This is a genomic window from Streptomyces sp. NPDC007264, from assembly GCF_042869095.1.
Taxonomy (GTDB): Bacteria; Actinomycetota; Actinomycetes; order Streptomycetales; family Streptomycetaceae; genus Streptomyces.
Window position 1 is genome coordinate 80768 of the sequence record NZ_JBIAFD010000019.1, and the last position, 13524, is coordinate 94291.

At 71.5% G+C, this 13524-nt stretch carries 8 protein-coding genes and 4 tRNA genes; 4 read left to right on the plus strand and 8 right to left on the minus strand.

The window, feature by feature from the left end; all coding sequences use genetic code 11:
* Positions 1-118: 118 nt before the first annotated feature.
* From hrpA to ACFYMU_RS27770, 6 genes are all read right to left on the minus strand, one after another.
* On the minus strand, positions 119-4123 hold the full coding sequence (gene hrpA, locus ACFYMU_RS27745) for an ATP-dependent RNA helicase HrpA (protein WP_388378605.1): 4005 nt from the start codon (positions 4121-4123) through the stop codon (positions 119-121).
* Between the two features lie 163 nt (positions 4124-4286).
* Positions 4287-4616 (minus strand): hypothetical protein, encoded by a 330-nt coding sequence (locus ACFYMU_RS27750; RefSeq protein ID WP_388378608.1) that lies wholly within the window; start codon positions 4614-4616, stop codon positions 4287-4289.
* 987 nt (positions 4617-5603) lie between these two features.
* Positions 5604-5677: transfer RNA gene (locus ACFYMU_RS27755), tRNA-Phe, on the minus strand.
* Positions 5678-5701: 24 nt separating this feature from the next.
* A tRNA-Asp gene (locus ACFYMU_RS27760) sits at positions 5702-5776 on the minus strand.
* Positions 5777-5813: 37 nt separating this feature from the next.
* Positions 5814-5886, minus strand: a tRNA-Glu gene (locus ACFYMU_RS27765).
* An 80-nt stretch (positions 5887-5966) separates the two neighbouring features.
* A complete protein-coding gene (locus ACFYMU_RS27770; RefSeq protein WP_388378611.1) occupies positions 5967-7592 on the minus strand; it encodes a metallophosphoesterase in 1626 nt (541 codons plus the stop codon).
* An 85-nt stretch (positions 7593-7677) separates the two neighbouring features.
* Between ACFYMU_RS27770 and ACFYMU_RS27775 the strand changes: the two genes are divergently transcribed.
* From ACFYMU_RS27775 to ACFYMU_RS27790, 4 genes are all read left to right on the plus strand, one after another.
* A complete protein-coding gene (locus ACFYMU_RS27775; protein WP_388378614.1) occupies positions 7678-8028 on the plus strand; it encodes a metallopeptidase family protein in 351 nt (116 codons plus the stop codon).
* A 145-nt stretch (positions 8029-8173) separates the two neighbouring features.
* Positions 8174-8743, plus strand: a complete 570-nt coding sequence (locus tag ACFYMU_RS27780; RefSeq protein ID WP_388378617.1) for a hypothetical protein — start codon at positions 8174-8176, stop codon at positions 8741-8743.
* 273 nt (positions 8744-9016) lie between these two features.
* Positions 9017-11332 (plus strand): DEAD/DEAH box helicase, encoded by a 2316-nt coding sequence (locus tag ACFYMU_RS27785; RefSeq protein ID WP_388378619.1) that lies wholly within the window; start codon positions 9017-9019, stop codon positions 11330-11332.
* Between the two features lie 239 nt (positions 11333-11571).
* A tRNA-Lys gene (locus tag ACFYMU_RS27790) sits at positions 11572-11644 on the plus strand.
* A gap of 209 nt (positions 11645-11853) precedes the next feature.
* On the opposite strand, the gene ACFYMU_RS27795 is transcribed toward ACFYMU_RS27790, so the two are convergent.
* Positions 11854-12594 carry an SDR family NAD(P)-dependent oxidoreductase gene (locus ACFYMU_RS27795; RefSeq protein WP_388378622.1) on the minus strand — a complete coding sequence of 247 codons (741 nt, stop codon included), beginning with the start codon at positions 12592-12594 and terminating at the stop codon, positions 11854-11856.
* 205 nt (positions 12595-12799) lie between these two features.
* Complete coding sequence (locus ACFYMU_RS27800) at positions 12800-13483, minus strand: hypothetical protein (protein WP_388378625.1); 684 nt, start codon at positions 13481-13483, stop codon at positions 12800-12802.
* Positions 13484-13524: the final 41 nt, after the last annotated feature.

Below are 13524 nucleotides of genomic sequence, written 5' to 3' on the forward strand. Positions count from 1 at the left end.
CGTGTCGCGGCACCCGCCCACCGGATCCGGAGGCCCGGCCCTGCGTGCGGTGCGCTGCGAGAAGAGACTGTACAGGAGGGTGAGCGCCTGGTCGAACTGACCGGGTGTGACCGGACCGTCACGGAACCGCGGCGTCGATCGCCTTCACGATCCGCTTGTCGGAGACTGGATACGCGGTGCCCAGCGCGTGTGCGAAGTAGCTGACGCGCAGCTCCTCGATCATCCAGCGGATGTCCAGCACCGGTGCGGGAACGGGCCGTCCCTGCGGCAACTGCTCCAGCAGCCACGCGTACTCGTCGCGCATCTCGTGCACCTTCGCCATGCGCGTCGTGTCCCGCTGCACGTTCGTCGGCATCTGCTGCAGACGGCGGTCGGCGGCGACCAGATAGCGCATCAGGTCCGGCAGCCGCCGTACGCCCGCCTCCGTGACGAAGCCGGGCTTCACGAGGGCGTCCAGCTGTGTCCGCACGTCCGCCAGGTTCGGCAGCAGCGCCGGGCTGCGTACCGCCTTCAGACGGCGCTCGCACGCCTGCCACGCGGCCAGCACCTGCTGCACCTGCCCGACCGTACGGACCGTCGTGTCGACGATCTCCGCGCGGACCCTGTCGTACAGCTTGCGGTACGACTCCTCGTCCCACGCCGGTCCGCCCAGGTCCGCGATCAGCTTGTCCGCGGCCGCCGTCGCACAGTCGTCGAACAGGGCCTGGATCGAGCCGTGCGGGTTCGCGGAGAGGGCGAGCTTCTGGGCGTTCGTCAGCTTCTCGGACGCGAACTTCGCCGGATTCACCGGGATGTTCCGCAGGATCAGCCGCCGTGTGCCCTTCCACATCGCCTCGGCCTGCTCCTCCTCCGTGTCGAAGAGCCGCACCGAGACGGTGTCGCCGTCGTCGACCAGGGCCGGGTACGCCTTGACCGGCTGGCCGGCGCGCCGGGTCTCGAAGATGCGTGTGAGCGAGCCGATCGTCCAGTCCGTGAGCCCCCTACGCTCCAGGGACTCCCCGCCCGACCGCTCGGCGGTGGCCGCGGCCGCCTGCGAGAGCGCTTGGCGCGCCTTCGGCTTCAGCCGGAGCTTCAGCGCCTCGAGGTCCTTGTCCTCGGCGAGTCTGCGGCGCCGTTCGTCGACGATCCGGAAGGTGATCTTGAGGTGGTCGGGGACCTTGGACCGGTCGAAGTCCTCCGGCCCGAACGGCACGCCGACCATGCGCCTCAGCTCCCGGGCCATGGTCACGGTCAGCGGCTCCTGGAGGGGGACCGACCTCTCCAGGAACGCCTTCGCGTAGTTGGGCGCCGGGACGTAGTTGCGGCGGATCGGCTTGGGCAGGGAGCGGATCAGCTCGGTGACCAGTTCCTCCCGCAGCCCCGGGATCTGCCAGTCGAAGCCCTCGTCCGTGACCTGGTTGAGGACCTGCAGCGGGACGTGGACGGTCACACCGTCCGCGTCCGCACCCGGCTCGAACTGGTAGGTGACCCTGAACTTGAGGCCGCCCTGGCGCCAGGTGTCGGGGTAGTCGTCCTTGGTGACCGCGCCCGCCTTCTCGTTGATGAGCATCTCGCGCTCGAAGTCGAGATGGTCGGGCTGTTCGTGCCGCTTGTGCTTCCACCAGGAGTCGAAGTGGGCACCCGACACGACGTGTTCGGGCACCCGCTGGTCGTAGAAGTCGAACAGCGTCTCGTCGTCGACGAGGATGCCGCGGCGCCGCGCGCGGTGCTCCAGCTCCTCGACCTCGGTGAGGAGCCGGCGGTTGTCGGCGAAGAACTTGTGGTGCGTGCGCCAGTCGCCCTCGACGAGCGCGTTGCGGATGAACAGCTCGCGGCTCGTCTCCGGGTCGATGCGGCCGTAGTTCACCTTCCGCTGGGCGACGATCGGGACGCCGTACAGCGTGACCTTCTCGTACGCCATCACGGCCGCCTGGTCCTTCTCCCAGTGCGGTTCGCTGTACGTCCGCTTGAGGAGGTGGCCGGCGAGGGGCTCCACCCACTCCGGTTCGATCTTCGCGTTGACGCGGGCCCAGAGCCGGGAGGTCTCGACGAGTTCCGCGGACATCACGAAGCGCGGGGGCTTCTTGAAGAGGGCCGAGCCGGGGAAGATCGCGAACTTGGCGTTGCGGGCGCCGATGTACTCGCCCCGTCCGCCGCCGTCCCTGCGGGCGCCGGCGCCGGAGTCCTTGGACTCCCGCACGTCCTTCATCCCGATGTGCGAGAGCAGGCCGGCGAGGAGCGAGACATGGATGTGGTCGGCGGGGGCGTCCTGCTCGTTGAGGTGGATGCCCATCTGCTTGGCGACGGTCCGCAGCTGCGCGTAGATGTCCTGCCACTCGCGGATGCGCAGGAAGTTGAGGAACTCCTGCTTGCACATCCGGCGGAACGACGACGAGCCGCGCTCCTTCTGCTGCTCGCGGATGTACCGCCACAGGTTGAGGTAGGCGAGGAAGTCGCTGGACTCGTCCTTGAAGCGGGCGTGCTGCTGGTCGGCCTGGGCCTGCTTGTCGGCGGGGCGCTCGCGCGGGTCCTGGATGGACAGCGCGGCGGCGATCACCATGACCTCGCGCACACAGCCGTTGCGGTCCGCCTCCAGGACCATGCGCGCGAGACGGGGGTCGACCGGCAGCTGGGCGAGCTTGCGGCCGGTGTCCGTCAGGCGCTTGCGCGGGTCCTTCTGGGCCGGGTCCAGCGCGCCCAGTTCCTGGAGGAGCTGCACGCCGTCGCGGATGTTGCGGTGGTCCGGCGGGTCGATGAAGGGGAACCTCTCGATGTCGCCGAGGCCGGCGGCGGTCATCTGGAGGATGACGGAGGCGAGGTTGGTGCGGAGGATCTCGGCGTCGGTGAACTCCGGGCGGGCCTCGAAGTCCTCTTCCGAGTAGAGGCGGATGCAGATGCCGTCGCTGGTGCGGCCGCAGCGGCCCTTGCGCTGGTTGGCGCTCGCCTGCGAGATCGGCTCGATGGGCAGGCGCTGGACCTTGGTGCGGTGGCTGTAGCGGGAGATGCGGGCGAAGCCGGGGTCGATGACGTACTTGATGCCCGGAACGGTGAGCGAGGTCTCGGCGACGTTGGTGGCGAGGACGATCCTGCGGCCCGTGTGCGGCTGGAAGACCCGGTGCTGCTCGGCGTGGGAGAGCCGGGCGTACAGCGGAAGGATCTCCGTGCCCTGCCAATGAGCGCCTGCGGCGCGGGGGTACTGCTTCTTGGCGAGCGCGTCCGCGGTGTCGCGGATCTCGCGTTCACCGGAGAGGAAGACCAGGATGTCGCCCCGGCCCTCGGTCATCAGCTCCTCCACGGCGTCCGTGATCGCCGTGATCTGGTCGCGGTCGGCGTCCTCGGAGTCCTCTTCGAGGAGCGGGCGGTAGCGGACCTCCACCGGATACGTGCGGCCGCTGACCTCGACGATCGGCGCGTCGCCGAAGTGGCGTGAGAAGCGCTCCGGGTCGATGGTCGCCGAGGTGATGACGACCTTGAGGTCCGGGCGCCGGGGCAGCAGCTGGGCGAGGTAGCCGAGCAGGAAGTCGATGTTGAGGGACCGCTCGTGCGCCTCGTCGATGATGATCGTGTCGTAGGCGCGCAGCTCGCGGTCCGTCTGGATCTCGGCGAGCAGGATGCCGTCCGTCATCAGCTTGACGAAGGTGGCGTCCTGGTTCACCTGGTCCGTGAAGCGGACCTTCCAGCCGACGGCCTCCCCCAGCGGGGTGTCGAGCTCCTCGGCGACGCGTTCGGCGACGGTGCGGGCGGCGATGCGGCGGGGCTGGGTGTGGCCGATCATGCCGCGGACACCGCGGCCCAGCTCCAGGCAGATCTTGGGGATCTGGGTGGTCTTGCCGGAGCCCGTCTCGCCGGCCACGATCACGACCTGGTGGTCGCGTATGGCATCGGCGATCTCGTCCCTCTTCTGGCTGACGGGGAGTTGCTCCGGGTAGGTCACGGAGGGCACGCGGGCGGTGCGCGCGGCGATCCTGTCCTCGGCCTTGGCGACCTCCGCCTCGATCTCGGCGAGTACGGCGGCCCGGGCCTCGGGCTTGCGGATCTTGCGCGCGCCTTCGAGCCTGCGGCCGAGCCGGTGCGCGTCGCGCAGGGACAGCTCGGTCAGGCGGGGGGCGAGGGTGCCGAGTGCGGGGGCAGGATGCGTAGACATACGCGGTCCAGGATCTCATCCCGGCGAAATGCGTGGCTAACGATTTGTCCTCGACGGCCCGGCCGGGCGCCCGGGCGTGTGCCACGGCCCCGGGCGGCCGGCCCGCGCCGCCGTCGTTCCCGCTCCCGCCGCACCCATGCGGGGCGCGTCGTCTCCGCCCGGCTCAGCGGCCGTCCGGCTGCCGGGGCACCGGTGCCTGGCCCGGGGCCGGTGCCTGGCCCGGGGTGTGCGGTGTTCTCGCCCGGGCCATCGACTTGGCGGTGTTGGAGACGGCCTTGATGCCCAGATACGCGGTCGTCACCCCGCTGACCGCGGTGAAGGCGGCGGTGAGCACCCCCACGATCACCGACTTGTCGCCGCCCAGCCGCCAGACCCCGAAGATCGCGACGCCGGCGATCGCGAGGTTCGTGACGACCACCGCGAGCAGTCCGTAGCGGGCCCGGTTCCTCTCCAGCTCGAGATCCCAGTCGATGCCCGCCTCGTCGTGGCTCATGATTCCCCCGTGTCTCCGTGGCCGCCCCGGACGGGCCGAACGTAGCGCCCGGAAGGGGACATGCCAAGCAGGCGTGAGCGGTGACGGCGACGGGGGCCGGCCCGCCTGCGGCTCCTGCCCGCCCGGACTCCCCCGGCCACCAGCCATGCGGCCACCGCCGCGGCGCCCGCCCGCAAGGCATCGACCCATGGCAGCCCCACCCAGATGTGCAAGAGGGCGGCGCCGCCTGCGTAGAGGAGCACCACCGAGCCCGACATCACCGAGTGGTGTACCCACCGGGACCGCGCCCGTCCAGCCGTCCGCGGTCCTTCTGCCACGCCATCCGTCCTGACATCCGTCCTGACATCCGTCACGCCATCCGTCATGTACGGACCACTACCCGAAAGGACGGGTGTCTGCTCGTCGTGTGCGGCTGCGGCCCGGCCGTGGCCGCGGATTCATCGTCGTGGACGAGCGCTTGCTGCGGGTACCGGCTCAGGTGTCGTCGCCGAGCCCGGGCGTGACGGCCGCGGGTCCTTGCCGGCCTTGCGGGCTTCTCGCACCGCTCGTATGTAGAGCTCGAGCGGCAGGTACAGGCATTCGGGCGAGCCGACGCCCTCGTCCTCCGTCCGTTCGGCCTCCTTGCTGCATGCTGGAATCAGCGCCTCGCACTCCGATCCGTGTCGGTGGTCCCGAGCCTTGGCGCACGCTTCGATGAGTTCGGAGTTGCCGCTCGGCGATGCCGTGGACCCGGAGTGGCCGCCGCCGGACGAACAGCCCGTGAGCAGGAGGCCGGCGATGAGCGGGACTGCGAGCGTGATCATGACACGACGGCGCATCTGACGTCCCTTCGGCGAACGGTGGATGAGAGAGCGTTCCGCGTGAGGGTACGTCAGGTGCCCGCCAGTCACTGATGCGCCGGTGAAGACGCTCCGGAGGCCGGCCGACATGAAAGAGCCCCTCTCCGGTGGTGACGGAGAGGGGCTCGTGCCCTGGTGGGGGCGGTTGTGGCTGGGGCCGGGGTCGAACCGGCGACCTTCCGCTTTTCAGGCGGACGCTCGTACCAACTGAGCTACCCAGCCACGAGGTTTCACGTGAAACCTCAGCGGTCCTGACGGGATTTGAACCCGCGGCCTCCACCTTGACAGGGTGGCGAGCACTCCAAACTGCTCCACAGGACCAAGCGTGGTGTACGACAGTGTCGCACATGGTGGTGCGTGCCCCCAACGGGATTCGAACCCGTGCTACCGCCTTGAAAGGGCGGCGTCCTAGGCCGCTAGACGATGAGGGCTATCGGCCCGCCTGGGCGCTTCTCAGCGCGTCGGGGACGTGAGAAGCATATGGGATGGGGGGAGGGTTCGCCAAAACGGTTTACGGGGTGGTCGGCGCGGGGGTCGCGCGGGCGCGGGCCGGGCCGGTCGAGGGCCCGGTGCCGGGGGAGGCGGCGCTGGGGGAGGGGGAGGTGGCGCTGGGGGCGGGGCGTGCGCCCGGCTGGTTCTCCTCGGGCAGGTGGCGGGTCACCTCCGCGGTCGTGCGGCCCAGGCCGCCGAGCCTGATCTCGTCCCATGCCTGGAGGCGGCGGGTGCCCCGGTCCAGGTAGAGGATGGACGCCTCGATGGGGGCCGGGTACCTGCCCTCGACCGCGCGCAGCCCGCTGCCGCCCGTCGATCCCTCCAGCCGCAGCCGGGTGCCGTACCTCATGACCTCCATGTGCTGGTGGTGCAGATGGCCGGCCAGGACCAGCGGTACCTCGCCGTCTGCCTGGCGGGCCGCCGTCGGCTCGTGGGCGATCGCGACGTCGACGGGCGTCCCGGCGGCCCTCTGGTCGCGCAGGGCGGAGGCCAGGCGCGCGCCCGCCAGCTCCTCGGCACGGTCGCCGCCCGGCGCGACCGAGCGGTCGGGGGTGAACTGCGGATCGCCGATCCCGGCGAAGCGCAGGCCCGCGACCGTGATCGCCCTGCCGTCGTCCAGGACGCGGACGTTCTTGATGCGCTCCAGGTGGCGCTGGGTGATGAGGGAGTCGTGGTTGCCGCGGACCCAGAGGTACGGGGCGCCGAGGTCCGCGACGGGGTCCAGGAAGCCGTTCTCCGCCGCCGTGCCGTGGTCCATGGTGTCGCCGGAGTCGACGATCACATTGACGTCGTACTGGCGCACCAGTGAGGCGATGATCTTCCAGCTCGCCGGGTTGAGGTGGATGTCGGAGACGTGCAGGACCCGGATGGTCGTCGGGTCGGGCTCGTACGCCGGGAGGGTGGACGTGACGTCGTACAGCTTCGTCACGTTCGTCACCAGGCGCGCCAGCTCCTTCTGGTAGACGTCGAATTCCGTGACGATGCTGCGTGCGTTGCCGACCAGGGACGGAGCGGAGGAGAGCAGACCCGAGAACTTCGGCTCCAGGACCGACTTCGGGTTCCAGGTGGCGTACGCGCTCGCCCCGGAGGCGGCGAGGAGGCTGAGCGCCAGGCCGCCCGCGGCCACCGCCCGGCGGGGGCGGCGGTAGACGGCCAGGCCGAGGGCGGTGGCGCCGGAGACCACCGCCACGCAGGAGCGTGCGGCGAGGTCCAGGGTGCCGTGCTCGACGTCCTGGGTGATCTCCTGCTGGAGGCCGGAGATCCGCTCGGGGTGGTCGACCAGGGCCTGGGCGCGGACCGGGTCGAGCTGGTCGACGTTGACGTCGAGGCGGACGGGGGCCTTGTGGCTGTCCAGCTCCAGGGCGCCGAGCGGGGACACGCTGATCTTCGTGCCGCCGGTGACGGAGGGGTGCAGGGTCATGGTGGTGTTCATGGGACCCACCGGGACGCGCACGTCGCCCACGATCAGCAGGCCGAGCCAGGCACCCAGGAGCACGACCGCGACCATGCCGAGCGCCCGGAGCCAGGGGTGGGGCTGCGGGACGAGTTCGGCGGACGGGTGCGGGCGGAGCGAGCGGTAGTGCCGGGTGAACGTGCCTGACGCCCTTCGTATGCGGTGCAGAGCTGTGGCGGGGACACGGGCCATTGATCCCATATGCCCAGGTACGGCGGTTGGTATGCGGGACGGTTCACGCGTCTCCTTCGGGGGCGCGGTGCCGGACAATGGGCCTGTGCTGGAGATGACGCGCGAGGAGTTCGAGGAACTGGTCGCCGAGGCGCTCGACCGGATCCCGCCGGAGCTGACGCGGCTGATGGACAACGTGGCGGTGTTCGTCGAGGACGAGCCGCCCGCCGGCGACTCGGAGCTGCTCGGACTGTACGAGGGCACTCCGCTGACGGACCGGGGTGAGTGGTACGCGGGAGTGCTGCCGGACCGCATCACCATCTACCGGGGGCCGACCCTGCGGATGTGTGAGACGCGTGAGGACGTGGTGGCCGAGACCGAGGTGACGGTGGTGCACGAGATCGCGCACCACTTCGGGATCGACGACGCCCGGCTGCACGCGCTCGGATACGGGTGACCTCGGTTTCCGGATCGCGTGACGTTCTCCGTGCGGGCCGCGTGTCCTCGCACGGACGGCGGGAGTTGGGCAGGGGGACTTTCCGAACCTTCCCCAAGCTCTCGGCCGTGCTCGAGCGGGAGAGCCCCATCGGAGGTGGCTGCCCGTGCGCGCCTGCTACGTACTCGTCCGTCTGGCCGCCACGGTCCTGGGCGCCGCCGCGGCCGTCGGCTGCATGAGCGTGGGGGACGACGCGGGCAGCCCCTCCCCGTCCCACTCGGCGGGCCGGCACGGCAGGGCCCCGCGGGACGGGGCGCCGGGGGCGTCCGGGCGCGTCATCGGGAACCCGGACGGCACGGCACCCAAGGGGGGCTCGCCCGAGCCGGACGCGTCCGGGACCTCCGGATCGCCCTCCGTGTCGGCGTCCGGGCCCGGCGCCGAGGGCGGGAAGGGGCGGCCGACGGACAAGGGGCCGTCGCGGAACGGCAAGGGGGGCGGCGGGACGGTGCCGCCGCCCGCGCCGACGGATCAGGAGCCGACCCCCACGCAGACGTCGGCGGATCCCTCGCCGACACAGGAGCCGGATCCGTCGTCGCCGCCCCCGACGACCGCGGAGCCGTCGTCCTCCGCCCACGAGCAGGCAGCCCAGATGGTGGGCACGCGGGTGCCGGCGCCCCGGGCGGGCGAGCCGGTCCGCGGCCGCCGGTGGCCCGTCCGCCGCTCCGCCTCCCGCTGACGGACGGGCCGTGGCGGCGCTGCGCGGGACGGCCGCCCCGCGGGCCGTCCTGTGGTGAGGGTCACCCGCCGGTGGGCGGGCTCGGTTTGCGCCGGGCGGGGTCAGGTGCGTATGGTGGTAGATCGTTTGATCCCATTTGCCCGGCGCCGGTAATGACGCGCCGCGTGTGGCGCGTACTCTCCCTTGCCGTGGCCGGACCGCATAGAGGCGGTCGATTGCGACTTCACGGATGTTTGGGCGCGTGCCGTGAACTCCGGAAGGTTCGCATTTCGCATGTCTGTCGTCAGTAGTGAGCACGTCGTCCTGACCGAGACCACAGAGGCCGTCGAGACCACGGAGGCCGTCGAAGCCGCCGAGGCCGTCGAGGCCGGAACCGAGGCAGCCGACGCCGCTCCCCAGGTCACCTTCGCCGATCTCGGACTGCCCGAGGGCGTCGTCCGCAAGCTCGCGCAGAACGGCGTGACCGTCCCCTTCCCGATCCAGGCCGCGACCATCCCGGACGCCCTGGCCGGCAAGGACATCCTCGGCCGTGGCCGGACCGGGTCCGGCAAGACGCTGTCCTTCGGACTGCCGGCCCTGGCCACGCTGGCCGGCGGTCACACCGAGAAGAAGCGGCCGCGGGCCGTGATCCTCACGCCGACCCGCGAGCTGGCCATGCAGGTCGCGGACGCGCTGCAGCCGTACGGCGACGTGCTCGGCCTGAAGATGAAGGTCGTCTGCGGCGGCACGTCGATGGGGAACCAGATCTACGCCCTCGAGCGCGGGGTGGACGTCCTGGTCGCCACGCCGGGCCGGCTGCGCGACATCATCAACCGCGGCGCCTGCTCCCTCGAGGACGTGCAGATCGCCGTGCTCGACGAGGCCGACCAGATGTCCGACCTGGGCTTCATGCCCGAGGTCACCGAACTGCTCGACCAGGTGCCGGCCGGTGGCCAGCGGATGCTCTTCTCCGCCACCATGGAGAACGAGATCCGCACACTCGTCGACCGGTACCTGAACGCGCCGGTGAGCCACGAGGTGGACGCGGCCCAGGGGGCCGTGACCACGATGTCGCACCACATCCTCATCGTGAAGCCGAAGGACAAGGCGCCGGTCACCGCCGCGATCGCCTCCCGCAAGGGGCGCACCATCATCTTCGTCCGCACGCAGCTCGGCGCGGACCGCGTCGCCGAGCAGCTGCGCGACGCCGGTGTGCGGGCGGACGCGCTGCACGGCGGCATGACCCAGGGCGCGCGCACCCGGACGCTGGCCGACTTCAAGGACGGCTATGTCGGCGTGCTCGTCGCCACGGACGTCGCGGCGCGCGGCATCCACGTCGACGGCATCGACCTCGTGCTCAACGTGGACCCCGCCGGGGACCACAAGGACTATCTGCACCGCGCCGGGCGTACGGCGCGTGCGGGCCGTACGGGCACGGTCGTCTCCCTCGCCCTGCCGCACCAGCGGCGGCAGATCTTCCGGCTGATGGAGGACGCGGGCGTGGACGCCTCGCGCCACATCATCCAGGGCGGCGCCGCGTTCGACCCCGAGGTCGCCGAGATCACCGGGGCCCGCTCCATGACGGAGGTCCAGGCCGAGTCCGCCGGGAACGCCGCACAGCAGGCCGAACGCGAGGTCGCCCAGCTCACGAAGCAGCTGGAGCGCGCCACCCGGCGCGCCGCCGAACTGCGCGAGGAGGCCGACCGGTTGGTCGCGCGGGCCGCGCGGGAGCGCGGTGAGGACCCGGAGGCGGCGGTCGCGGCGGCTTCGACGGCCGCCGAACCGGGTCACACGGACCCGGTCGCCGACGCGGCGCCGGTCTCCGCGGTCTCCCTGCCGGAGCAGCCGACGGCGCAGGACGCCGAGCGGGCGGAGCGGACCGGCCGGGGCGAGCGCGAGGAGCGCACGGCCGGATCGTGGTCGTACGAGCGCCGTGAGCGGCGTGACGAGCGGGGCGGTTTCGACCGGGACCGTGACCGTGACCGTGACCGTCGCCCCTTCGACCGGGACCGCGACCGCGATCGGGACCGTGACCGTGGCGACCGTGGCGACCGCGGGTTCGAGCGCCGGGACGGTGACCGTGATCGTGGCGGTCGTTCGTTCGAGCGGCGTGACGACCGTGGCGGTTTCCGCCGCGACGGCGACCGTGACCGTGACCGCCGTCCCTTCGACCGTGAGCGTCGTGACGGCGACCGGCCGCGCCCGTTCGAGCGGCGTGACGACCGTGGTGGCTTCCGCCGCGACGGCGACCGTGACCGTGACCGCCGTCCCTTCGACCGGGACCGCGATCGGGACCGTGACCGTGACCGTGGCGACCGCGGGTTCGAGCGCCGGGACGGTGACCGCGATCGTGGCGGACGTTCGTTCGAGCGGCGTGACGACCGTGGCGGTTTCCGCCGCGACGGCGACCGTGACCGTCGCCCCTTCGAGCGGCGCGACGAGCGCGGCGGGCACCGGGGCAGCGACCGCCCGTTCAACCGTGACCGCCAGGGCGACCGCCCCGGCTTCCGCGGTACCCATGACCGCCCCTACGGCCGCCGTGACGACCACCGCGGCACGGGCACGTTCGGCCGCCGCGAGGACAAGCCGCGCTGGAAGCGCAACGGCTGACGCCTGACGCAGGCCGGGCCGACCGCTCAGGCGGCAGCACGGCACCCGAGGACACGAGCGCCGCGGCCCCCGATTCGGCGGGGCCGCGGCGCTCGTGTCCGCGACGGCGGGCGGGCCGCTCGGGCACGCCCCGGACGAGGGCCCCTGCGCAGGGTCTCGGCCGTTGGTGTGGCCGGGACACCGATACCCGATCGGCCTCCGGCCCTCCTCCGGCTATGCTCGGGGAGGCACCAACGCCAGGGCCCTTAGCTCAATTGGCAGAGCAGTGGACTTTTAATCCATTGGTTGTGGGTTCGAGTCCCACAGGGCCTACGGCTGCGGGGGAGGGTTCATCCCCTCCGACCTGCTACGCAGCGCCCGGGTCGGCTTCGGCCGACTCGGGCGCCGTGGCGTTTTCGGGGGCCTCCTGCACCCTGCGCGACGGGGCTGACGGTTCCCCGCGCCCACCGGGCCCCGGTGGAATACCGCTCCGTCGGCCAGGGCGCGGACCGGGCGTCGTAGCCGCGCGTCGAGTCCGCGTGTCAGGCGGTGAAGCCGCCGTCGACGTGGATCGAGGCTCCGGTGACGTATCCGCCGTCCGCACTCGCCAGATGGGCGACGGTGGCCGCGATCTCGGCCGCTTCCGCAAAGCGGCCGAGGGCGGTGAAGCCGGCGATCGTCTCGGCGTTCGGCCCGTCGGCGGGGTTGGCCTCCGTGTCGGTGGGACCGGGGTGCACCAGGTTGACGGTGATTCCCCGCGGGCCGAGTTCCCTGGCCAGGCCCTTGGTCATCCCGACGAGAGCCGTCTTGCTCATCGAGTACAGCGCCAGTCCCGGGAAGACCGCGCGCTCGGCGACATTGCTGCCGATGCTGATGATGCGGCCGCCTCGGCCCATGTGACGCACTGCCGCCCGGGATGCCGTGAACGGTGCCCGGACGTTCACCGCCAGGGTGCGATCGATCTCTGTCGGCCCCAGGTCCTCGAGCGGGCCGACGAGGAAGACGCCGGCGTTGTTGACCAGGATGTCGAGTCTGCCGGCCATCGCGGCGGCCTCGTCCACCGCGGCGGTGAGTTCCTCGGGGACCGCGCTGTCGGCCCGGACGGCCAGCGCCCGGCGCCCCCTGGCATGGATCTGCTCCACCACCTCGGTGGCGCGTTCCGCGTTGTGCTCATAGGTCACGACGACGTCGGCGCCCTCTTCGGCGAGCCGTACCGCCACAGCCGCACCGATGCCCCGGCTTCCGCCCGTGACCAAGGCCACGTTTCCTTCGAGTTGGTTCATGGCGTCGAGCATTGCGGGCCCCCTCGTCGGCGGCTGGCGGGAATCCGACCTCGCGTTTGACCTTCGGCAGGGCAGTACCATCGTGAACCGCTCGCGAACGGCGAGCTGTTCCGGAGATCGGCGAGTGGGTCCGTGACCCCAGCTCAGACGGCGGCGTTCCGGAGCAGCGGTCCGGGGCGGGACCGCCGGTGGGCCGCCGTCGCGTTCAGCGGCGCGTTTCCTTCGGCTTGTCCTCCGTCGGCAGGAACGCGTCCGGATTGACGTAGCGGACCCGGCGCAGCCACAGGGCTCCGCCGCCGATGCCGGCCATCGCGAATCCGGCGATGGTCAGCAGCAGGAGGAGGCTGCGCAGGAAGGTGACATCAACCCGTTCGCGGACCGCCCAGCTCACCGTGCAGACGACGACACCGGCGACGAAGAGCGCCAGGGAACGCCAGGACATCCAGGTGCGCAGCGCCTGCACCGGGTCACCGTCGATCCACAGGAGCTGTGAACGGCTCTTCTTCACGGTGGCCTTGAGCACCGAGTGGGCGTCGTGCGGCTCTCCTTCGGGGGTCAGGTCGAGGTACTCCCAGAGGTCGGCGAGGGCCTCGTACGCCTGCTGGTCGTCGTAGTGCATGGGGTCGTCGCCGTCGCCCTGGCCGAGCGCGGCGTCCTCTTCGGCGCGCCGCCGGAACTCCCGGTTGATGACGCCGGTCGGCACCGCCACCTCACCGGCGAGGATCTGCCGCAACTCCTGGCAGAACGCGCCGATGACCGGCTTGCGACTGCGGGAGTGCACCGCCTCCTTCAGGTCTGCCATGCCGCTCTCGCCGTACGAGAGGTAGTCGCGCATCACCACGGCGAGCGCATGGGCGGAGGGGGTGGGAGGCGGCGGCTGTTCGGTCACGGGTCGGTCCCTTCCCAGTCAATGCCGTCAGTACCCAAGGC